Annotated in this window: 21 protein-coding genes, 1 tRNA gene and 1 pseudogene; 12 read left to right on the top strand and 11 right to left on the bottom strand. The window is 57.2% G+C overall.

Annotated elements, in window-relative coordinates:
- Positions 1-97 precede the first annotated feature (97 nt).
- Both GGR62_RS21110 and vsr read left to right on the top strand, forming a co-directional pair.
- Positions 98-2,110, top strand: a complete 2,013-nt coding sequence (locus tag GGR62_RS21110) for an ATP-binding protein (protein ID WP_260305514.1) — start codon at positions 98-100, stop codon at positions 2,108-2,110.
- Positions 2,103-2,513: a DNA mismatch endonuclease Vsr gene (vsr, locus tag GGR62_RS05445; RefSeq protein WP_081327671.1), complete on the top strand. Its 411-nt coding sequence runs from the start codon at positions 2,103-2,105 to the stop codon at positions 2,511-2,513. The genes GGR62_RS21110 and vsr overlap by 8 nt, the downstream gene beginning before the upstream one ends.
- A gap of 12 nt (positions 2,514-2,525) precedes the next feature.
- Here the strand turns inward: vsr and GGR62_RS05450 are convergent, their stop codons facing one another.
- From GGR62_RS05450 to GGR62_RS05465, 4 genes are all read right to left on the bottom strand, one after another.
- Positions 2,526-3,572: a DNA cytosine methyltransferase gene (locus tag GGR62_RS05450; protein WP_081327672.1), complete on the bottom strand. Its 1,047-nt coding sequence runs from the start codon at positions 3,570-3,572 to the stop codon at positions 2,526-2,528.
- A gap of 131 nt (positions 3,573-3,703) precedes the next feature.
- A complete protein-coding gene (locus tag GGR62_RS05455; protein ID WP_223571040.1) occupies positions 3,704-4,087 on the bottom strand; it encodes a hypothetical protein in 384 nt (127 codons plus the stop codon).
- Positions 4,084-4,398, bottom strand: coding sequence for a hypothetical protein (locus GGR62_RS05460; protein ID WP_039512368.1), 315 nt, complete (start codon positions 4,396-4,398; stop codon positions 4,084-4,086). Before GGR62_RS05460 ends, GGR62_RS05455 begins: the two co-directional genes overlap by 4 nt.
- Positions 4,399-4,434: 36 nt before the next feature.
- Positions 4,435-5,187, bottom strand: coding sequence for a hypothetical protein (locus GGR62_RS05465; RefSeq protein ID WP_184406923.1), 753 nt, complete (start codon positions 5,185-5,187; stop codon positions 4,435-4,437).
- 104 nt (positions 5,188-5,291) lie between these two features.
- Here GGR62_RS05465 and GGR62_RS05470 point away from each other — a divergent pair, with 104 nt between their 5' ends.
- Entirely contained in the window at positions 5,292-5,615 is a 324-nt protein-coding gene (locus GGR62_RS05470; protein WP_184406924.1) for a helix-turn-helix transcriptional regulator, read from the top strand.
- Positions 5,616-5,850: 235 nt separating this feature from the next.
- Here GGR62_RS05470 and GGR62_RS05475 read toward each other — a convergent pair whose 3' ends face one another.
- The 3 genes from GGR62_RS05475 to GGR62_RS05485 all read right to left on the bottom strand — a co-directional run bounded on the left by GGR62_RS05475 (position 5,851) and on the right by GGR62_RS05485 (position 8,926).
- Positions 5,851-6,906 (bottom strand): hypothetical protein, encoded by a 1,056-nt coding sequence (locus GGR62_RS05475; RefSeq protein ID WP_184406925.1) that lies wholly within the window; start codon positions 6,904-6,906, stop codon positions 5,851-5,853.
- Positions 6,851-7,369, bottom strand: a complete 519-nt coding sequence (locus tag GGR62_RS05480) for a hypothetical protein (RefSeq protein WP_184406926.1) — start codon at positions 7,367-7,369, stop codon at positions 6,851-6,853. The genes GGR62_RS05475 and GGR62_RS05480 overlap by 56 nt, the downstream gene beginning before the upstream one ends.
- 156 nt (positions 7,370-7,525) lie before the next feature.
- Positions 7,526-8,926, bottom strand: coding sequence for a site-specific integrase (locus tag GGR62_RS05485; protein WP_184406927.1), 1,401 nt, complete (start codon positions 8,924-8,926; stop codon positions 7,526-7,528).
- A gap of 545 nt (positions 8,927-9,471) precedes the next feature.
- Here GGR62_RS05485 and GGR62_RS21115 point away from each other — a divergent pair.
- The 6 genes and pseudogenes from GGR62_RS21115 (at position 9,472) to GGR62_RS05515 (ending at position 14,079) form a co-directional block, all read left to right on the top strand.
- Complete coding sequence (locus GGR62_RS21115; RefSeq protein WP_104645224.1) at positions 9,472-9,696, top strand: hypothetical protein; 225 nt, start codon at positions 9,472-9,474, stop codon at positions 9,694-9,696.
- A gap of 403 nt (positions 9,697-10,099) precedes the next feature.
- A complete protein-coding gene (gene radC / locus GGR62_RS05495; RefSeq protein WP_184406928.1) occupies positions 10,100-10,579 on the top strand; it encodes a DNA repair protein RadC in 480 nt (159 codons plus the stop codon).
- Positions 10,580-10,649: 70 nt separating this feature from the next.
- Positions 10,650-10,831, top strand: a pseudogene (locus GGR62_RS05500) (hypothetical protein).
- Positions 10,832-10,920: 89 nt separating this feature from the next.
- Entirely contained in the window at positions 10,921-11,628 is a 708-nt protein-coding gene (locus GGR62_RS05505) for a hypothetical protein (RefSeq protein ID WP_184406929.1), read from the top strand.
- A complete protein-coding gene (locus GGR62_RS05510) occupies positions 11,621-13,030 on the top strand; it encodes an XVIPCD domain-containing protein (RefSeq protein WP_184406930.1) in 1,410 nt (469 codons plus the stop codon). The genes GGR62_RS05505 and GGR62_RS05510 overlap by 8 nt, the downstream gene beginning before the upstream one ends.
- 356 nt (positions 13,031-13,386) lie before the next feature.
- Positions 13,387-14,079 (top strand): reverse transcriptase domain-containing protein, encoded by a 693-nt coding sequence (locus GGR62_RS05515; RefSeq protein ID WP_184406931.1) that lies wholly within the window; start codon positions 13,387-13,389, stop codon positions 14,077-14,079.
- A gap of 20 nt (positions 14,080-14,099) precedes the next feature.
- Here the strand turns inward: GGR62_RS05515 and traD are convergent, their stop codons facing one another.
- Entirely contained in the window at positions 14,100-14,429 is a 330-nt protein-coding gene (gene traD / locus GGR62_RS05520) for a conjugal transfer protein TraD (RefSeq protein WP_039512360.1), read from the bottom strand.
- A gap of 267 nt (positions 14,430-14,696) precedes the next feature.
- On the opposite strand from traD, the gene GGR62_RS05525 reads away from it, so the two are divergent.
- A complete protein-coding gene (locus GGR62_RS05525; protein ID WP_184406932.1) occupies positions 14,697-16,292 on the top strand; it encodes a MobA/MobL family protein in 1,596 nt (531 codons plus the stop codon).
- Positions 16,293-16,342: 50 nt separating this feature from the next.
- Here the strand turns inward: GGR62_RS05525 and GGR62_RS05530 are convergent, their stop codons facing one another.
- Complete coding sequence (locus GGR62_RS05530) at positions 16,343-16,684, bottom strand: hypothetical protein (protein WP_184406933.1); 342 nt, start codon at positions 16,682-16,684, stop codon at positions 16,343-16,345.
- 316 nt (positions 16,685-17,000) lie between these two features.
- Between GGR62_RS05530 and GGR62_RS05535 the strand changes: the two genes are divergently transcribed.
- Both GGR62_RS05535 and GGR62_RS05540 read left to right on the top strand, forming a co-directional pair.
- Positions 17,001-17,303: a type II toxin-antitoxin system HigB family toxin gene (locus GGR62_RS05535; RefSeq protein WP_008574518.1), complete on the top strand. Its 303-nt coding sequence runs from the start codon at positions 17,001-17,003 to the stop codon at positions 17,301-17,303.
- 1 nt (position 17,304) lies between these two features.
- Positions 17,305-17,664, top strand: a complete 360-nt coding sequence (locus GGR62_RS05540) for a helix-turn-helix domain-containing protein (RefSeq protein WP_008574516.1) — start codon at positions 17,305-17,307, stop codon at positions 17,662-17,664.
- A gap of 152 nt (positions 17,665-17,816) precedes the next feature.
- On the opposite strand, the gene GGR62_RS05545 is transcribed toward GGR62_RS05540, so the two are convergent.
- Both GGR62_RS05545 and GGR62_RS05550 read right to left on the bottom strand, forming a co-directional pair.
- Positions 17,817-19,337 carry a site-specific integrase gene (locus GGR62_RS05545; RefSeq protein WP_184406934.1) on the bottom strand — a complete coding sequence of 507 codons (1,521 nt, stop codon included), beginning with the start codon at positions 19,335-19,337 and terminating at the stop codon, positions 17,817-17,819.
- Between the two features lie 85 nt (positions 19,338-19,422).
- A tRNA-Ser gene (locus GGR62_RS05550) sits at positions 19,423-19,515 on the bottom strand.
- Positions 19,516-19,639: the final 124 nt, after the last annotated feature.

Genomic DNA, 19,639 nt, shown 5'->3' on the forward strand with positions numbered 1-19,639 from the left:
GGGTCAACGAACAGAGGTGTGGCACTGAGGCTAAGCAAGCGCGGGTAGAAGCGCCCACTCGGTCCGCAACGCGAAAAGTCTGCAACGAGGGAACGAGATGCCAAAGAAAGTTGTAAAGAAAGGTGCGACCGCCAAATCCTCAGGACAAGGGGGAGGGGCGGCGGCGGGCAAGAAGTACACCTTGCAGATTGAGCTGGGCGTTCTCGATCACCTAGCGGGAAATCTTTACAGCAACGTTCCTGCCGTCTTGACGGAGATGGTGGCTAACGCATGGGATGCCGATGCCAAGGAGGTTCGAATTGATGTCGACCTCAAAGCGGGAAAAATCGTTGTGACCGACGACGGATTTGGCATGACGGCGAAGGACATCAACGAAAAATTTTTGACGGTCGGCTATCGCAAGCGGGAACAGCCCGGAGGTGATGTGACCCCCGGAGGTCGGCCCGTGATGGGGCGTAAGGGAGTGGGGAAACTCGCACCATTCTCGATCGCCGATAGCATTGAGGTCTATTCGAGAAGCAAAAATCAAAAGTCCGGCCTGTTGATGACGACCGCCGGCATCAGGACTGCCAAGAAGCGCAAAAAGTCTTATCACCCTGATGTGCGCGACTCGTCTGAGCTCATTCCCAAAAAGGGGACGACAATCGTCCTCACTGAACTAAAGATGGAGAGGTTCCGGCGGCCTAACTTCCGCGAGAGGCTTGCTCGGCGCTTCTCAGTTATCGGGACAGAAGAATTCAGGGTTTTCTTGGATGGAGTCGAGATAACGGGAGTTGATCGCGGTGACCTTCAAGTCCTGCAATACATTTGGACTCTTGGTGATTGGAAAAAGCCTAACTGGTGCACTGCTAAACGAGAGTCCGAACTGCCCGAAAAGCTCGACGGTTGGATAGGCGATTGGAAAGTGAAGGGTTGGATTGGGACTTCCCATAAACCCAAGGACCTGGAAAAAGTGTCTGGGAATTTAAACGGCGTTGTTGTGCTGGCTCGAGGAAGGCTCTTTCAAGAAAACATATTGTCTAATTTTAATGATGGAAGACATTACACTAAATATCTTACTGGTCAGATTGAGGTGGATTTTTTGGATGATGGCGATGCTGACATGGCTACAAGTGATAGGCAGCGCCTAATTGAGGACGATGAGCGATACGTTCAGCTTCAGGTTTATTTGAAGTCCGTATTAAACAAGTTGGAATCTCAATGGAGTGCCTGGCGCTCGCTAGATGACCCGGAGGTGGTCGAAGACAAGTATCCTCAAGTCAGGGTATGGATAGAATCTTTAGGCGACGAGCGTATTAAAAGAGATGCAAAAAAACTGATTGGGGCAGTGGAGCGTTTGGCCTTGGCGGAATCGGAAAAGGTTGAAGTTTTAAAGCATTCAATCTTCGGTTTTGAACGAATGAAATTGAAAGGGAGGACTGCAGAGCTGGCTGAGGCCGTTTCCCTTAGCGATGCTGCGTTGATTAAACTCTTTGCGGACCAAGATGCACTTGAGGCGGGTGTTTACCGGGACATCGTTAAAGGTCGGCTTGGTGAGATTCGCCTGCTTAAAGACGCGGTGGATAAAAACGAGAAAGAAAAGGTTCTTCAACAGTTACTTTTCGATCGTTTATGGCTTTTGGATCCGTCTTGGGAGCGCGCCACTGGAAGTCCACAAATTGAACAACAATTTAAGAAGCTTTTTCCAAGCTCATCTGATGAAAAAGATGAGGAGGCCTCGAAAGGCCGTTTTGACATTACTTATAGGACTGCGGCTGGCAAGCACATAATTGTAGAGTTGAAGCGGGCTAACCGCAGCGTAACCTTGGCGGAGTTATCTGAGCAGGGCATGAAGTATGTTGATGAGTTGAATAGGCTTCTTGTAAAGCATGGGGCGATCAAAGAGGGGTTCCAGCCGGATATCGAGGTGATCTTTGTGCTCGGCAACCGCGTGCCTGAACAACAGAATAATGTTCAGCGATATAAGAACCAAATGGATGCCATTTCGGTTGGTTCGCGCGTCAAGACTTATGAGGAACTTGTGTCACAGGCGCTGGATGCATATAAGGATTATCTTGAGAAGACGAAGGACCTAGGCTCCCTCTCAGACCTGATTGAAAGCATTGGTTGATAAACTTTCAAAGGATGCACGAAGCGCGTTGATGCGCTCGGTGAGACAGAAAGACACTTCCCCTGAAGTGATCGTTCGTCGCGCAGCTCACTCGCTGGGCGCCAGGTTTAGGCTGCACCAAAAAAGCCTTCCTGGAAGCCCAGACATGGTCTTCCCCTCACGAAAGCTCTGCATTTTTATTCATGGTTGTTTCTGGCATCGCCATCCGGGATGTCGATTAGCATCCACTCCAGGCTCTAACGTTGATTTCTGGCTGGAAAAATTTCAAAAGAATGTAGATAGGGATAATCGGAAATCCGAGGAGCTAAAATCTCTCGGGTGGAGGGTCGAAGTTATTTGGGAGTGCGAGACCCGCAATCGAGATTCACTTCTGGCCCGCTTAAAGGAAATCCTTTTCCCTTAAGGCTGGTTTGAATCAAGCTAAATTCAAATCTTTGAGGTGTTGTCGGAAGCTCAAGGCAATGATCTCACCAAGACGAACCGGAACAGCATTGCCAATCAGCCGCCCGACTGTCCGGAAGTGGATGGGCTGCCCCTTTTCTGTGAACTGATAATTTTTAGGGAAGGTTTGAAAAATTGCTGCTTCCCTAAGCGAAATAGCCCTGTCCTGCACGGGGTGACCAAATCTTCCATTGCCAAATCCGTAGCACAGAGTTGTCATTGTTGGCGCAGGCTCATTCCAACGCATTCGGCCATAGACCGATCCAAATGTCTTGCCTGACTCTTCTTTGTGGCATGCGGCCACTAAATCACTATCCCAGTCCGCCCATGTTCCTCCGGGCTTGGATTGTCTGATTCTCTTAAGATTTGTTTCGTTAAGGCCGGCGGCAGTGTGAAGCGGGTCTTTGATGTCTGTCTGTCCGGCAGACAACTCGGGCAAGTTGCCAATTGTGTCTTTGACAGTTTTGTGCTTGCGCGAGTGCGTCGGATCTATAAGCTTGATATCACCAAGTCGGGAAGCTAGGAATACCAGACGCTTTCGCTTTTGGGGTATCCCATACTCTCTGCAATCGACCACGCCATACCATGTATGATATCCATCAAACGCTTCTAGAAATTCCTGGAATATTTCGTGCGTGGGCAATTGTGGAACATTCTCCATCGTTACCAAATCGGGCTGGGTTTCTTTTACCAGTCGCGCAAACGACTTAAGAAGCCCCCATTTGGCATCTTTGGAGGTGTCTTTTCCTTTGGCATACGTCGAAAATGGCTGGCACGGAGCGCATCCAGCCAACAATGAGTATTTGCTTTTTAGGAAGTGACGATTGATGTCTGTCGCACCAAGGGATTCGACATCCTTTTCCAAAAATTTGGCTCCGGCATTGTTGTGCTCATATGGAAACCGGCAGGCAGGGTCAACATCTATTCCTGCTCTCACCCAGATTCCTTGGCGCTTCAATCCATGGGTAAGACCACCAGCCCCACAGAAGAGGTCAACGCAGGCGACAGGGATTTCTTGCATGTTTCCATTGACTCCGGTTCAAACCCATTGCCCAGAGCGATGCTCACAGGTCTGTTGATTGTAACGCCGAGCCGAGCTCTGTGAGCGCTTTGGAAAGCATTAGCAAAGCTGCGAGTGGGAGTCTTCCGTGACTATGGCTGGCTCAGTTGGAGCCACAACACGAGCAGCACCATGGGAAGGCCACTCAGCACCGAGCTGACCCAGAAAGCCCCCATCACGGTCAGCGGCGTCATGACCCACCACTGGGCAGCGGTAAACCCTTGGTCGAGCCTTCGAGCCGCGTAGGCCTCCTGCGGGTAGAGCCGCTCCGCCTTCCGCAGGCCGCGCCGGGCCATCAACGGCCCGACGATGAAGCCGAGCGGGCCCAGGACGAGCAGGCTGAGCGAGAACCACCAGAAGAACCGGTTGTGTGGGGTGGTCACCTTTTTAGGGGCAGCGCGCATGGCGGCGTCCCCACCAAGCCCACCCCCGGTGCCGGCGGACGGTCCAAGCATCGGATTCGATTCGGTCTTCATTTGGTGTAGGCCCTCCAGACTCCCGATTCCCGCACATAGCGAAGATTTTTGCTGACGGGGATCGGCACTTGCCGGCCCTCGATGTTGAGCACCGCTTGGCCGCGGGTATCGCAGCGATAGCCCTCGGCGCCTTCCGCTTCAACGCAGCCGGAGAGCTCGAATTGCTGGACGTCGGTGACCTGTCCGGCGCCGCTGTCTTGCAGCAGCCGGACAAAGGCTTCCTTGGCGTTGTCGGCCGACGGCTTGTCACTACAGGCAGTGAGGCCCAAGGCCATGGTCAACGCGACCAGGCCGATCCATACGTTTTTCATGTCGTTCCTTTGAATGAGTGATAGAGGGCGACCGGCTTACTTGTCGCGGTTCCCATCGGGCTTGAACCCAGCGATCCAGAGCCTGGTGTCTTTGAAAGGCGTAAGCATTCCGGAGGGGCCCGGGTGTAGATCAGCGGTCTGGATAAAGCCGGCCACCCAAGCGATGCGCAGCGACACGTCTACGGCGCGGTCAGCGACGCCAGGACGACTCACGTTGACCACGAACGGCTGAGCGGGCGGGTTGGGACCGGTGGAGCGCTGAGCGCCGGTGTTCGGCTTGCTGGGCGGCACGCGGATGCCATTGAGGGTGTCCCGCCCCTTCCAAAGAGCCGCTTGGTTCAGTTCGGCCGTCTCGCCCAGGTCGTCGGTCTCGGTCAGCGGCACGTCGGCGCACGAGCGGAAGGTCTCGACGCTTGACGCGGCGGGGCTGGTCCAAATGCGCGCTTCAGCCGTCCAACAGGGCAGAGCGGCGCTCCATTCGGTGAACGTGATCGCGACGCGGGGCCAGTCCAGTTTCCCGAGCTGGGCTGTCTGGTGGTTGTCAGTCTTGAAGAGGTTGGGCAGCTTCCCGGCGCCGCTGATGGGCGTATAGATCGAGCTATTCCCCTGACCGCTGGCCTTGCCAGCGATCTGCGGCTTGATGCCCACCATCTGCTTGCCTGTGTCTGCCAAGCCTTTGCCCAGCTGGCGAAAAAAGCCCGGCTTCTGTTCTGGTGCTTTTTGGGCCTGAGCTACGCCGGCCACGGTCAATGCGAGCAGGGCTGCGCCTGCGATCCTTGCGATGTCCATGAAATCCCCGTGTGTTGGTGGAGGGTGCTACATTTCATGAAGAGTCTGCCATGCAGTGGAGGAGCAAGTCATGCTGTCCGGCCAACTTTTCAACATTCGTTCACGTGCCGAAGGCTTCTCCCCGAGCTCTCTTTGCTGCCCGCCTGAAACAGGCTCGGGAACTGCAAGGCATCCCAAGCCAGCGAGCTTTGGGGGTGCTGATGGGGCTCGATAAGAAGTTGGCCAGTAGCCGGGTCAATCGCTACGAGAACGAGACCAGTGGCATCGACTTGGATGGGCTGGGGAAGCTGGCCGAGACGCTCGGGGTTCCGATGGCCTACCTGGTGGCTGAAGACGATCAAACGGCTGAAGCGATTCTGGCACTGGGGGAAATGTCAGTCGAGGACCGGGCAAAGGCTCTGTCTTGGCTCCGGAAGTTCAGCCGTTAATCGCCCCTGTTTGGCGTCTGCGGCAAGTGTATTCACGGAGTGCACTGCATTTTCATCTATGTTGGTAGGAGTTGGCACCTTCGTTTCTGCGACGAGAGCGATAGCTGGCGTGATGCTGAAGGTCTGTTCAAACGACAGTGACAAGTGTCTCTGGCAAGGTGCTATACGGTCCTGTCACCTATGCGGAGCGCTGCGCATAGGTATGAGCTTAGAGGCACAACAGACTTGGGCTCGACTAACCTTGAAATCTAGGCCCCGTGGGGGCAGGTTTCCCTTTGGCACCACTAGTCGGCGATGCCGTAACGTAGTTCTTTGCCGCGTTATTGAGGTGATTGATGATTGTGGCATCGGCAGAAGGCTTGGGGTGCATGGTTCCGCGGAGCTCTACAATATTGACTTCACTAGCGAAGGTCTTTATGAAGCCGTCAATAGCTGAGGCGCTGTCGAGCTTGAGCCAGCCTAGTGCGCTATCTTCCGGAAATGTCGACGCGCCAACTGATAGCAAGTGAATGAGCTCTCGTGTAGCTCCGTTTCTCGTCATGCTTGAGCCTGCGCAGTCTTTGTAAATAATTCTCGCCCTTTCTTTTAGGATGCCTGAAAGAGAGCTGGACTTGATTTTGTCATAATGGAGCTTTTCGAGTTCTTTATCTGCCTCAGTCTTGATATTCCTATAGTTGCTTATGATGCCTGCTGCTTGGTTCAGAGGGGCGCAGAAGAAAGAGGATTGTCCATAGGCGCAGTAATGGAGCCAATCAAGATCACTTTCATTTTTTGACTGGGCAACCTCTAGCCCATAGCTGAGCAGGCGAAGAATCTGGGGCTCAGGTAGCTTTATAATGTCATTTGGGCGCTTTGCCGCGCGGAAGGGGGCGATCCGATGGACATTAACGATATTGTTGCTATCGCTGCGCTTGGCTTGAAACACGCTAGCCCGTGCAATATCATCTGAAAATCGGATGATCAAGGCAAAGTCGGCACCGGTGCTTCCCTCGCTCTTCTTGCTAGAGCCATGCTTACTATACTGACCCCAAGCGAACCCAGGTGGTGATCCTGAATCAAGACAATCTAGAACCCAGTCGGTTGAGCCGATAAAAGCTCCGAGGAGCATGGAGGTTAGATCCTCCTCTTTTTGTGGCCTATTTAAATGGGCTCTTAGAGTTTTGAACGTTGCAATCTGCAACGCACCGGCAAGCGGTGTAGGCCTGATGGGCTGATCAATCGCTCCAATGCAGGCCTCAACGAGTTGTTCTACTCTCGATATAATCTCGTCGCTCGGCCATTCTATGGTCATTCTTGGCCTCTCTTTCGCTTGGTAAGGAGGGGGCTTTTTGCTCCGAGCGAGCATGCTTCAATACTTGGGAAATATCAACTCTCGCGATAGAGCCTTCCCTTGCAACCCAGCCCTGGATTACTTCCTTCCAGTTGCTAGGAAACGATACTTGCGTGCATAAGTTTGTCATCACTTCGGGCATTGAGCCTGCTGATACGTCAATCCATTGATCAAAGGCGGCTCTATCTTCAAGATCCAAGGTCATGGCATGTTCTACAAGGACTTTAGCAAGGGCGGTATCATAGGCAACCCAGCGTGCCCGTTCATCCCAGTATTCAATCGCTGCTCGAATCGATGGAAAGCAGCGCCAGTCTTCAACGTCGTTGGCTGGCCTTGTCAGCCAACGATCAGACTCCCGAGCATCTTGACGAGACAGCAATATGCCGTATCTGTTTAGGCGTTTTTTGGCTCTAGCTTGGTTCACGATATATGGCCCGTAAGGATTGAGCCCTTTTTAGTGCGAAAGAGAATCCTGTCAAGACTCCGCGTGTGCGCGGTTAAATCGCTGGAGGGCCGTCAATTTGCGTTGTCTCCTCCGGAGTTCTCAGTGTATGACTTTCATGGCATGCGCGAGTCTGCCTTAAGGATAAAACTTGCGCGGATCAGCCAAGCATGAAACGAACTGCCCCCGCTGGTAGCGCGGCAGCTCCACGTTGGGCTGATACAGCTCTAAAGCGGCAAGCTGCTTGCTGCGCGTCACCTGCGGCTTCTTGTGGAGGTAGTGCCTGCGCAGCACCTGGACCCGGTCCCGTGGATCGGTGCTATGGCCCGTGACCAAGGCAATCTCCTTCTCTGGAACGTCGTTGACATCAAGCTCGGTGGCCAGCGTGTGGCGGAAAGCATGGAACCCGATGCCTTTGGGAAAGCCCAGGCTTTTCAGGTAGCGGCCAAAGTCCACCACGAACTGTTGGCTGTAACGTGCATTCGTTTCGCCTGTCGTGCGGTTCACGCCGGCAGAGAGCAGCGGGAACAAGCGGGCATGGCCCGTGGCCTTCATGTCTTCCACGAAATCCAAGAAGCCGGCTTCCAGCAGCGGCTGAGCGATGGGGATGATGCGCATGCAGCCGGCTCCCTTCATGCTTTGCCTGCTGCGCCGCTTCTTCTTCGGGTCGGCAGCCAAGTCCTTGTCCAACGTTTTCTGGAAGGCGATGCACCAGATGCCGCGTTCCTCGATGATGTCGGTCAACTTCAACTGGCAGACTTCATTGACTCGCGCCCCCGTATAGAGGCCAATCATCGGCGCCCACCAATACTGCGGCTTCTTGGCCCAGGGCAGAAAGTTGGCCGGGTCAAAGATCGTTTGAAGGTCTTCGTCTTCGAACAGGCGGATGGCCTTTTCTGGATCGATGGTGTCGTCCTTCTTGGGCTTTCGGAATGCCTTCATCGGTGACACGTCGATGGCTTGTCCGTTGACCAAGTGGTTGAAGAAGGCGACCAAAAACCGGCGGTGTCGCTCCTCGGTGGCAGGCGCCAGCGGCGGCACGTCTTGCTCTTTACCCAGGGCGATTGCCTCGTCAAAGGAGAGGTCCTTCAGCAGCGGATCCGACACCAAGTTCCTCGGAGCCCAGCGCAGCAGCGTCCAGAGCGCTTGGATGTGGTAATAGTCGACTCGAGCTGCCGAGATGTTGCCGCAGGTGAGCAGCAGCAGTTTCAAAGTGCGCTCTGTGGACTGCACAGTCTTCGGGTCGAGCTGCCGGCGGCGCATGTCTTCGAGGTGGTCCTCGATTTCCTTGGCCAGTGGGCGTGACGGTGTGCCCATGGGCAGCTGCGCGGGGTAGCGTGTGTTGTTCTTCAGGCCGATCTTCCGTCCGGTTTCGTCGAGCGCGGCGAGGATGCATTCCTGGAGATTGATGGCGGCTTCCCGGCCTCGGATAATAGCGAGGTCAATACGGTAGCGACCAATGTGGATGCCTTCCAAATGCAGGAGGCCGAACGGCGAGGCGATGTAATCGTTGAGTGCTGCGGAGGGTAGAGCGGTCATGGGTCACTTCCATCTAGAGATGGAAGTAGGGATATGACAGGACGAAAATTCGTCAACGGGGGCGATACAAAAATCTGCGGTGTCGGCGCAGTCCTTAGGCGTCGGGGTGTCCTCTCTGGAGTGCCCTCCAGATTCGCTAATCCGTTACCTGGCGGAAACCCTTATAAAACAAGGGTTGCGAGGGAATTTGTGTCGATTTATCGCAGTCAATTCTGTACTGTTTGCAGTAAATAAGCTAACTAAATGAGCTTGTTGCTCGATTTTTAAAATGAATTTAAGTTAAATGTTAGCCTATTATTGTTAGTCTGAATTTATATTCAAAGCAGCGATATGCCTGGATCGGAACTTTCTGACATCCGATAGGGCGCGACACCGATGGTGCGTCGAATGCCAGGAGTGCAGTCTGACCTTGCCGGACGTGGGACCTGATGGTCGCTCACCCTGCGGACGCTTGAGCAGCGTCGTGCCGGCCCCCGGAACTGATTCCGCGCTGCCTTGGTGGATGCGTCTCAAGCAATGCGACAAGGCTGCTGATACTCAAGCCCATGGACAGAGCCGAGCTTCGCCGTCACCTTGAGCGTCTGGATGCCGCGGTGCCCGCCTTGCGGGCTTCCAGTCCTGATCGCCGCCACTTCTGGCAAGTCTTTGCCAACATGGCTGCTGCTATCGAGCAAGAGGCTACGACTGGTGAGGACGTGCAGTTCGTCGGCCGTCGAGCTGACGAAATCTTGTCCTGGCACGGGCTCGAAAGCACAGACCAAAACGTCTGAGTCCATCGGTGCTGCCTTGGTCCATCCTTTTGGATAGCAGTGCACTTGTTGTGCGCAGGCATGCAGGCCTCACGCAAGCAAGCAAATCTCCGCAGTGGCCTTATCACTGGCTGCAAAGCCCAGCCATCGCCTGCTGACATCAATCGCCCCCGTCCATCCGAATACCGTTTAGCCCGCAGGTCTTATAGGGCATGCACGTGCTGTCTCCACCAGCGCTGGGCCTATTGAAGGGAATCTTGGCTTCGCTGTCCCGACCGCAAGGACAGGCCTCCTTCTCGACGCTGACGCTCTGTTGCGGCCCTTCGCTGCGCGCCTAGCGGTGCTCGCTCTCGGGTGCGGTAGGGCCGGACGCTCCGCCTACCGGTTCCCACGAGGCGCACAACGCGCTGGTGGAGACAAACCGATGAAGCGCACCCAAGACATCAAGGCGCAATACCAACTCCAGATGGACGAGGAGGGCATCTTGCTCGCCGCCGCGACCATCCTGGAACAACGCCTTCAACGCCAAGGCCGCATCCACAGCCCCGACCAGGCTGGCGATTATCTGATTGCCCGCTGCGCTCACCTGCCGCACGAAATTTTCGGCGTCGTCTTCCTCGACACCAAGCATCACATCCTGGCCACCGAGCACCTCTTCACCGGCACCACCGACGCCTGCGAAGTCCACAGCCGAGTCGTCGCCAAGCGCGCCCTGGAGCTCAACGCCGTCGCCGTCATCCTCTTCCACAACCACCCGAGCGGGAACCCGGAGCCGAGCGAAGCAGACCGCAAGGTCACCGAACGCCTGAAGCAGGCGCTGTCGCTTCTCGACATCCGCGTCCTCGACCATCTGGTCATCGGTGGGCGGCAGCACACCAGCCTGACCGCAAGGGGGTGGGCATAGCCCGCCCCTTCACCTGCGCAGCCTGCCGAAGCTAGACTGCCAAGGCAGATGCACTTCCAAGGAGCAGGAAATGAAGGCGTTTCATGTGCGCGGGATTGTGTGGGAGACCGATGGCAAGCGTCCCGCGTTGCCGATGGAAGCCACGGTCGAGTGCGCGAGCGAAGAAGACATCGCAGATCGCTTAGCGATGCTTACGGATGGCTGGTAAGTGACTTCGCAGTCGTAGACGGTGCTGATGTGCCAGTGATTTGAGAGCGTGATTCCATTCTGGGACGCACGCTACGCCTGACGGTTAGACTCTGGCGGCAACGAAGGACATCGAGCACTCACGGAGGCTCAGCTTGCGCTTACTGATTCGCAGCATTGCGGTGCTTACCCTTTCGTTAGGAACGCTGGCCTGTGCTCAAGGACCGGCGAGTGGTTACGCCTCTCAGGAGAAAACGATGGAAGGACATCCCCCCAGCGCCGCAGACGTGCGCTCCGAGCAAGACAAAGCCGCTGCTAGTGCGGACAGGGCCGCAGACGAGGCCAGCCGGCGAGCCGCTCCCAATGCTGTGGTGTCGGGCGATTACCCACCACTGCCGCAAGGCCCAGCACTAACGTCAGATGCATTGGTCGAGGCCATCGTTCGAATGGCCAAATCTTTCGAAACCAGAGCAGACATGGCCCCGATGCATGTTGCGCAAGTGTCAGGGCTTGAGGTGACGCCAGACAGTCAAGGGCGGCGAACAGGGCTCCAGGGCACACTGGGTGCGGGGCACTATGAGTTCGCTGTGTGGAAGCCTTACGCGCGTCATCCCGGCCACACCATTGAGCTCACAGTGAGGCCTTCCGAGGCTTGTGACCTGTCGTTCAAATCGCTGCATGACCCATTGGTCGCAGGAGGGTTCGGCGTGACCAAGAACGCGGTGGGCTTCAAGCCGACGGTCTACTTTGAGCGAGCGCTCGCAGACGGGCTTGGCTTGTATGTAGTCGTCAGCACGGACAAGCACGACGACCCACGTTGCGTTTCGCGGGTCAAGCTCGAAATGGAGCCGCGTGATGGCTGATCAGCGCGACATTGAACGGTTGCTCCAGAACCTGGAGCAGCAGCCGGGCCTCCCCGAAGGCGCAGTGCGTGACCTTCGAGAGGCCATCGATACATCGCCTTATTTGACTTCGGTGATGACGCAAGCCATCGACCTAGGCACCTTGCGCCGGCTGGAAGTGTCCAACCAGCCGAACGAGGGCGGGCACTACGATGACAAGACCGGCACCGTCAGCATCAATACCTCGATTTTCGAGCCGTCCATTCGTTCCGACCGCTTGGACATGTTGTCGGGAACGGTGGGGCACGAGACCGGGCATGCGCTGATGGTGCCGTCGGCGCAGGTTTCCTTGAACACCTTTGTGTTCAAGCTTGATACCGCTCTCAAGGACGGCGTCCAATACGGTGAATCGGTTGTTGATGCGACGGCGCTGTCCAAGGAATACATGGCGTCCGCTCGGCAAAACGAAGCCTTGGCCGAGTTGGTGAGCATGAATGCCGTTGCGAGCCGAGTGACGACGACCACAGGCGAGTTCAATCAAGCCGAGTTTCTGCGTCGCGTCGAGCCGACAACCGCTTGCGTGAAAGACGGAAAGCTTGAGCCGGGCATTCACTTGGACGAGCGCGGACTTCAACGAACCGGAAACAGCATTTCCAGTCCTGCAGTGGAAGCGGTCGCCGTTTGTCACTTTGACCGAAGCGATAGCAGCATGGGCAGTCAGGGCACGTCCAATTACGCCGGCTACTACGCGGGCTATGCTGTGAGTGCGGGGGCTGCGTTGCTGAAAGAGCGCGCAGGTTCGACGACTCAGGCTTTGCCGCGCCTGGGTTACAACCTCGCAGAGCTAGGCACGGATACAGCCAAACTGGAGGGAGCCGGGCTGAACTTGGGCGGGCAGGGCAAGGCGTTCGGATTTGTCGATACCTCCCACGGTCAGCAGCGCGAGGTGGAAGTGCGCCAACTGGGCCCGGCCCAGCATCGCCCGGACATTGAGCCATCCTCGGTTCGGTCTCCTTCGCAGGTCTTGGCCAACGACCCAGCCCATCACGACTTCGCCACTTTTGACCGAATTCACCAGTGGGTGCGAGGCACCGGGAATTGGAACGAGGAGGAAAGCCAGAACGTATCCGCCTCCCTCTACAAGCAGCAGGCCGAAGATTCCCTCCTGCAGCGAGTGGACCGGGTGTCTGGAGGCTTGGGAGACAATGGCGCCCAGAACGTCTTCGCCGTCTACGCGCCCTTCGGAGACAAAGGGCCGTTCTTCCATGCTCATGTCGACGGGCGCGAGGCCTCCCAGCAGCCAGCGCAGCAAAACCTCCAGCAGGCGGAGGTCATTAAGCAGGACCAGATGCGACAGCAGCAGATGGAGCAGACTCAACAGCATACTCAGCAACACGAGTCGGGACCGAGGATGACTACGTAGCCCTGCCTTGGGTTAAACTGTGCTTGCTCTGGCGATAGGCTTTCCGCCTGTCCCTCTATTCGTCACCAAGTGACTTACTCGACTCCGCATGTCTCTATTCGGTGGTCGCCGTTGGTTAAGTGTCCATGCGCCCTGCGCTAGGCAAGCCGGAGCTAAGAATAGAGGAGAGATCTTATGAAGAAATTTATTCGTAAGACCCGCCTAGTTCATGCGTTGCTGTCGTTTGGGGGCGGATTTTTCCGTTTCCTGGCAGCGCTCATGAACATGGCATCTAACTACTCATGGGCTTCGCGATGAAGAGATGGGAACACCGCTTTGAGGTAAAGCCAGGGCGATGGGTGTATGTCCCTACTCCCATGGGTAAAGCTGCGGGCGAAAAAATTCGTTCATCTGTGGCAAAGGTGTGGTCCCGCCCCAAGTTCTACTTTCACCTTCGCAAGGGCGGGCATGTGGCGGCTCTCCGGCGACATTTGAAAAATCAATACTTCTTTCGCTGCGATCTCGACGACTTCTTTGGTCGCATCAATCAATCGAGAGTTACGCGCAGCTTAAAGGAAAATTTTTCCTACGTTGATGCCAGGAAGATGGCGAGCGACAGCGTGGTCATCCGTCCTGGCACCGGCAAGACCATGCTGCCGTATGGGTATGTGCAGTCTCCGATACTGGCATCCTTCGCGCTTGACCGCAGTCGAGTAGGACGGTTTCTAAAGAAGTGCGAATCTTCCGAGGACGTGACTGTCAGTGTTTACATGGATGACATCGTCTTGTCGTCCAATGACGAAGCGCGCCTTTATGTCGCAGCCGCTGAGCTTGCCCAACTCGCGACAGATGCAGGCCTGCCACTTAATGCTGGTAAGACAATTGGACCCGCCTCGACAGTGACGGCCTTTAACGTTGAGCTCTCACATGGTCTGTTGTCTGTGACGAAAGAGAGAATTGATCGCTTCCGTGAGTCGTATGCCACAGCAAGCTCATTGCACGTCGAACTTGGAATAGTGAACTACGTGCATTCGATTAATTCCACGCAGGTTGCCGCTGTGACAACGTGACGTAACCTGTTGCGATGAGATTAGTGTGCATCGTCCGTCGTTGGTGACCTCGCTGGATTCTTTATCTTGATAGCTCCAAGCATGCGAGCTTCAACTTGGATTTCCTGAGCATGTCGCCGCTTAGCATGAAGCAGTAAGGCCCCCACGAGTTCCGCATCATCCAACTTTTGAACTCCGGCCAAGAAGACTAGGTCCGCCACGCGCTGCCGTTGTTTGATTTCCTCCCGCCTCGCTGTTTCTTGCTCCTTCGCTTCGCGGCGCTGGTTGGCTAAAAGCTCTTTCGCTTGCAGCTGTGCTAAGCGCTCGGTGGCCCGCTGAATTTGGTCTCGGTAGTGATTCGTTGCGGTCATGCGTTTCTCCTGTCGCTTGGAAATGAGTCAAGCAGGAAAACGGCCCGCGTCAAGCGTTGGGGCGGTCTCGAATTTCGTCCACCGCGAGACCCGAAAGATCTAAAAAACAAGAGCCTTCAAGAACAAGCAAGAGCGCACCTAGGTGTCACTGCGTGACACGTGCGCAAGGGTCTTCGCCCCTTGAACCCCAAGTGCTTTCAGCCCTTGCGAAAATCTGAATCCACGGCATAAACGAAGCGAACTCAACCGCTTCGGGACCCATGCTTCATGGCCATCTACCACGCCAACGTCAAAACCTTCAGTCGCGCCAAAGGGCATTCCTCGATCGCAGCGGCCGCTTACCGCGCCGGCCTGCTGCTTGAGGACGCCATCACTGGCATGCGCCACGACTACCGCCGCCGGGACGGCGTGGTCGAAACGCGCTGCATTGCTCCCGAGGACGCGCCCGATTGGGCTCTGGTCCCCGCTGAGCTCTGGCCGGCGGCAGAGGCGGCTGAGCGTCGCAAAGATTCGACGGTCGCGCGCGAGTTCGAGTTCGCGTTGCCGCACGAACTCGACGATATTCAGCGCTCCGAGCTGGCCGTGGAAGTCACCCGTGCGCTTGTCGCGCGCTATGGGTTCGCGGCCCAGGCCAGTATCCACAGTCCCGGCTCCAAGCATGGGCTGAACTGGCACGTCCACGTGCTGGCAACGACGCGGCGCATGGGGCCGGACGGCCTCACGGACAAAACCAAGGAACTGGACGGCGGGCCTTCGGGACGTGTTGAAGTGCAGTGGGTGCGCGAACTCATCGCTTCCACCATCAATGCCCACCTTGAGAAAGCTGCGCTTGAGATTCGGGTGGACCACCGCCGACTTGAGGTCCAAGCCGAAGATGCACTGGCGCGCGGCGACTTGGCCGCCGCTGCCGTGCTGTCCCGGGAGCCGGCCAAGCACGTCGGCAAGAACGGCACCGCCCTGGCCCGGCGGGGCCAGCCGTCGGAGCGTTCGGACGCAAACCGTCGAATCGAAGAAACCAACGAAGAGACCTTCCAAAAAATCATCGCCGTGTTCGAGCAAGAAGGACGCGCCATGCCGGTGCCCGACGGTCACAGCCAGGCCCAGGCCGAGCGCGAGGCTCGCCAACCTTCTGATGCGCTGTCCTTGCCGCTCAGGCGCGGGGCAGGGCACATCGAGGTGTCCCGCAGCATGGCGACCATTGCTCGCGGGCTGGGACTGATGGAGGCAGAGGAGGCCAAACCGTCGCGCGCGCCACGTTCAGTCGAGGAGCTCGCAGAGGAGGCCAGCGACGAATGGGGCGTGGCTGTTCAAGCGGATCCCCGCTTGGCTCAAACACTCCAAGCAACGCTGGACCTAATGCAGTGGATCAAGGAACGCGTGACTGCCTTCGCCGACGAGGCCCGGCTGCGTCCGGACCTCAACGAGCTGCTGCGTCGGCTGCGGCGCTTCAAGGCCGCCGCCATGAAGTTCGCCCGGCGGCTATTGGCGGTGCGCCGAGCGGAGAAGCTGCACCACATGGCCGAGAACTCATGGAACGACTTCGTTGCAAACAACCCCGAGCCCGGTCCGTCGTGGATGCAGGGGGACTGGACGCAGCGGCGTGGTCGCCGACTCAGCACCCTGGAAAGCCGGACCGCAGAGCTTGCAGATGCAAGGACCAAGGTGACCCCGGAGGAGCAAGCCCTCTGCGAGAAAGACGCGTCGGCCAGCGCGGCGCACCTGGAGGTGTGGAGCCGAGACATGCTCCAGCGCTATCCCGTCCAGCTCGACATGGCGGCCAAACCGGATGAGCAGCGCCCAAGTCCTGCCATCTCCGCTCCTCCTGCGCCTGCCCATGTTCCCAAGCCGCCGCGCTTCCACTGAAACCAAAGAGCCCCGCGGTGCGGGGCTCAATCGTCATCGCGCTCTCCGGCTCAGTGCAGGGTCGGACGCTTCTTGCTGCGGACTGGATCCAACTGTGCGTCTTTCTTCTTCCGGCCCGCTCGCCATTCCTCCACTGACGGAAGCTCTCGAACGATGAAGGCTTCCCGTGTGCGCACCGGTTGGAAGGGATGCGGAGGGGCGTGATCCAACGATTGAGCGGCGCCGCCTCCGCCTGGCGGCTTCTTCTGGCTGTAGACGATCAGTTCGCCAGCAGAGGCCCAGGCATTGCAGACATTTCGCTGGCGCACCAGCGGCTCGTCAGAGAGCGTTTGGCTCATCAGCCCGGCTAGCAGATGGCCGGCGATTTCGAGTTGCTGAGGGTGGGTGGTCATGAAAACTCCTGCGTGTGTGGGGAAGTCCTCATCCAACCAAGAATCGCCACTTCCGCAAGAGCTCGCTTCGAGCCCTGTTTCACAAATTTGAATACGGGTCAAAATTTGATGGCTGCTATGTCATAAGGAAGCAGTTAAGCCGAGTCGGGCAGTTCGGGCTTGTGTGCGCTTCAACCGTCGGTTTCCCTCTGCTGTGACAGGCGATTCTGTCAAAGTAGCTTAGCTCAAGGTGATTTCGTCGGATGAATCAGAGAAAGGGGGGAACACCAATCCCTATCTTGCTTGACAAGTCCCAAAATGGGACTATGATTGCGGCATGAGAGTCATCGCCATTGCCACGCTTAGGGACTACTGGGAGGCGAACCCCCCAGCCGAACAACCCTTGAAGGCGTGGTATGACGAAGCGAAGGCGGCCACTTGGAAGTCACCGCAGGACATCAAAAACGCTTACCGAAATGCAAGCTTCATTGCCAACAACCGAGTGGTGTTCAACATCAAAGGCAATGATTACCGATTGATCGTGGCGGTGGCTTACCGAGTCCGCATTGTTTACGTGAAGTTTATTGGCACACACGCCGAATACGATCAGATAGACGCCGTAACCATAGAGGTTGACTGACATGAACATCACCCCCATCCGCACCCCCAGTGATTACAAGGCTGCATTGAGGTCGATCTCCAAGCTGGTGGAGGCTGACCCCGCGCCCGATAGCCCGGAAGGCGAATACCTGGACGTGATGGCTACGCTCATTGAGGCGTATGAAGCCAAGCAGTTCCCCATAGATGCGCCGGATCCGATCCAGGCAATCAAGTTCAGAATGGAGCAGGCCGGTCTTGAGCCAAAGGATCTCGCCGCCTCCATTGGCAAGCCCAACCGCGTGTATGAAGTGCTCAACGGGAAGCGTGGTTTGTCCATTGAGATGATCCGAAACCTTCGCAAAAACCTGGGCATCCCTGCGGAAAGTTTGATTGGCGCCTAATCCTTAGCCCCCGCTTCGGCGGGGGCTTTTCTTTCGGACTAATTGGTGTCGAAAGACGACCGTCTGCTTGGCGTGCTCCATAATGTCGGTCGGCACGTTGTCGCAATCTACCAGCACAGCGACGTGAGATTCGTGCGGAAGTCCAGGTGTGCTCATGTGGATTGCTTCCTTGGCTTGGAAGGTTTCTTGCTCTGTGGTGGTTCTTCTAGCAAAGGGAGAAGAGTGTCCAGGCTGAGTCCATAGGCCAACACCGACAGCCCAGGCGACACGCCCCGGAGCCCGTCCAGCTTCTCCTGAGCTGTGAACGCCCTGCTATAGGTCACGTGGTGCTCGTCGTCCAGCTCGTGGCCGACCAACTGGGCGCGGAGCTCAGACACCACGCCCGCGCCTTGCAACTCTTGGATCAGGGTTTTGCGCAGCGAGTGGAAGCCTCGCTTGGCCGTGGGCCAGTTCTTGCCCACCTCGGCCAGGTGCCGGCTGAAGGCTTTGGAGATCCAGTTCCCCTGGCCGTTCTTGGCATCGGCTTTGGCCGCCGGGAACAAACGCTCCTGCCCTTTGTCCCGCGCCTGCTGGAACCAGTCCAGGAAGCCCAGGGCGAGCAGGTCGGGGTGAATCGGCACCGTCCTCAAGCTCACGTCTGTCTTCACTTTTTGGTGTTCGCCCTCGTCCGAAATCTGGATGCAGGGAAGGCCGCCGTCCTCGACCACGTCGGAGGTCAGCAGTTGGCCGACCTCTGAGGCACGGGCACCGGTATACAGGCCAATGAGGGACGCCCACCGCGCGGCGAGGGGCAGGCCCTCGAAGGCTGCGGGCGCGAACAAGGCCTGGACCTGGTGGGCGTCGTAGGCTTTGAAGCCGAACTTGCGCCGGGCGCGCTTCTCGCGAGTGGAGTAGCTCACGTGCCCGGATGCGGGATTGTCTCCACGGGGAAAGTGGCCCGAGGCCTGGGCCCATTCGAAGAACCCGCCTTTGCCGCCGATGTAGGACTGCTTGTTGGTCAGGGTCGGGGTGGAGGCGCCTTTGTCGCGCATGTCTTGATACCACCGGGCCAAGTCCGAGCGGGTAATCGTGTGTAGCTTTGTCTTCTCGCCCAGGAAGCTGGTCAGCAGTTCGACAGCGGTCCGCTTGATGGTCCAGGTCTTGGGCAGTGTGCTGCCCTTGAGGCTGTTCAGCCAGGCGTCTCGGGCCTTCCCAAGCGTGATTGATTCGAGGGAGGGTTTGGTTACCCGCTTCGGCGTGGGGAGAGGCGGCACGTGCTGTTGAATCAGCTCCCCCAACGCACTGGGCTGCGGGGTAGTGAGCGCCATGAGTTGCTGGAAGAGCGTGACGTCTCCAGGTGTGTCGATCTGCCACTGCTCGGTGATCGACCCATCCGCCGAGCGCGTCCGATTCAGCGTCAACTCCTGCGGACGTTCGGTGTCGGTCAGGCGCGCCAGAAGCGCGTCCAGGTCGTCGTCTTGGCTTTGCATGCGTCGGTCCCTCAACACAGTGAAGACCTGAGCATACCGGGCAGCAAGGGTCAACGCGCGCAGTCGGGCCTCCCGCATATCGTAAGTGTGGAGGGTGCGTTTGAAGGTCTGCCGACCCACGACGGGCTGCAAATCGACAGGCACACGCTGCCGATACGACCAGAGGCCGGAGGGGGCTCGAACGAGATGATGAGGGATGCGCATGGGTGTCGTGTGTTCCGACTTGCGCAGCTGCAGCCAGTTTTTACGCTAACAAAAAACCCCTGATTTCTCAGGGGTTTGCGTATTCTGGCGGAGAGAGGGGGATTCGAACCCCCGAAGCGCGGTTTAGACGCTTACACACTTTCCAGGCGTGCTCCTTCAACCACTCGGACACCTCTCCGTGCCTGCCGTCCGACTGGGTCGGCGGCAGGAGCGGGATTCTAGCCGCCGCGGGCGCGGTTAACAAGGCGAACGATCTCTGCGGTCGGGAGCCTGCCGCCGATGCAGGTCCTCAGGTTAAGCAA

This window comes from Xanthomonas sp. 3075 (assembly GCF_014197275.1).
GTDB classification, from domain to species: Bacteria; Pseudomonadota; Gammaproteobacteria; order Xanthomonadales; family Xanthomonadaceae; genus Xanthomonas; species Xanthomonas campestris_B.

Excerpts from the sequence above, each read along its gene's own strand:
- GGR62_RS21110 (WP_260305514.1), top strand. The coding sequence starts at position 98 with ATGCCAAAGAAAGTTGTAAAGAAAGGTGCGACCGCCAAATCCTCAGGA.
- GGR62_RS05450 (WP_081327672.1), bottom strand. The coding sequence starts at position 3,572 with ATGCAAGAAATCCCTGTCGCCTGCGTTGACCTCTTCTGTGGGGCTGGT.
- GGR62_RS05455 (WP_223571040.1), bottom strand. The coding sequence starts at position 4,087 with ATGAAGACCGAATCGAATCCGATGCTTGGACCGTCCGCCGGCACCGGG.
- GGR62_RS05460 (WP_039512368.1), bottom strand. The coding sequence starts at position 4,398 with ATGAAAAACGTATGGATCGGCCTGGTCGCGTTGACCATGGCCTTGGGC.
- GGR62_RS05465 (WP_184406923.1), bottom strand. The coding sequence starts at position 5,187 with ATGGACATCGCAAGGATCGCAGGCGCAGCCCTGCTCGCATTGACCGTG.
- GGR62_RS05475 (WP_184406925.1), bottom strand. The coding sequence starts at position 6,906 with ATGACCATAGAATGGCCGAGCGACGAGATTATATCGAGAGTAGAACAA.
- GGR62_RS05485 (WP_184406927.1), bottom strand. The coding sequence starts at position 8,926 with ATGACCGCTCTACCCTCCGCAGCACTCAACGATTACATCGCCTCGCCG.
- GGR62_RS21115 (WP_104645224.1), top strand. The coding sequence starts at position 9,472 with ATGGACAGAGCCGAGCTTCGCCGTCACCTTGAGCGTCTGGATGCCGCG.
- radC (WP_184406928.1), top strand. The coding sequence starts at position 10,100 with ATGAAGCGCACCCAAGACATCAAGGCGCAATACCAACTCCAGATGGAC.
- GGR62_RS05510 (WP_184406930.1), top strand. The coding sequence starts at position 11,621 with ATGGCTGATCAGCGCGACATTGAACGGTTGCTCCAGAACCTGGAGCAG.
- GGR62_RS05515 (WP_184406931.1), top strand. The coding sequence starts at position 13,387 with ATGGGTAAAGCTGCGGGCGAAAAAATTCGTTCATCTGTGGCAAAGGTG.
- traD (WP_039512360.1), bottom strand. The coding sequence starts at position 14,429 with ATGACCGCAACGAATCACTACCGAGACCAAATTCAGCGGGCCACCGAG.
- GGR62_RS05525 (WP_184406932.1), top strand. The coding sequence starts at position 14,697 with ATGGCCATCTACCACGCCAACGTCAAAACCTTCAGTCGCGCCAAAGGG.
- GGR62_RS05530 (WP_184406933.1), bottom strand. The coding sequence starts at position 16,684 with ATGACCACCCACCCTCAGCAACTCGAAATCGCCGGCCATCTGCTAGCC.
- GGR62_RS05535 (WP_008574518.1), top strand. The coding sequence starts at position 17,001 with ATGAGAGTCATCGCCATTGCCACGCTTAGGGACTACTGGGAGGCGAAC.
- GGR62_RS05540 (WP_008574516.1), top strand. The coding sequence starts at position 17,305 with ATGAACATCACCCCCATCCGCACCCCCAGTGATTACAAGGCTGCATTG.
- GGR62_RS05545 (WP_184406934.1), bottom strand. The coding sequence starts at position 19,337 with ATGCGCATCCCTCATCATCTCGTTCGAGCCCCCTCCGGCCTCTGGTCG.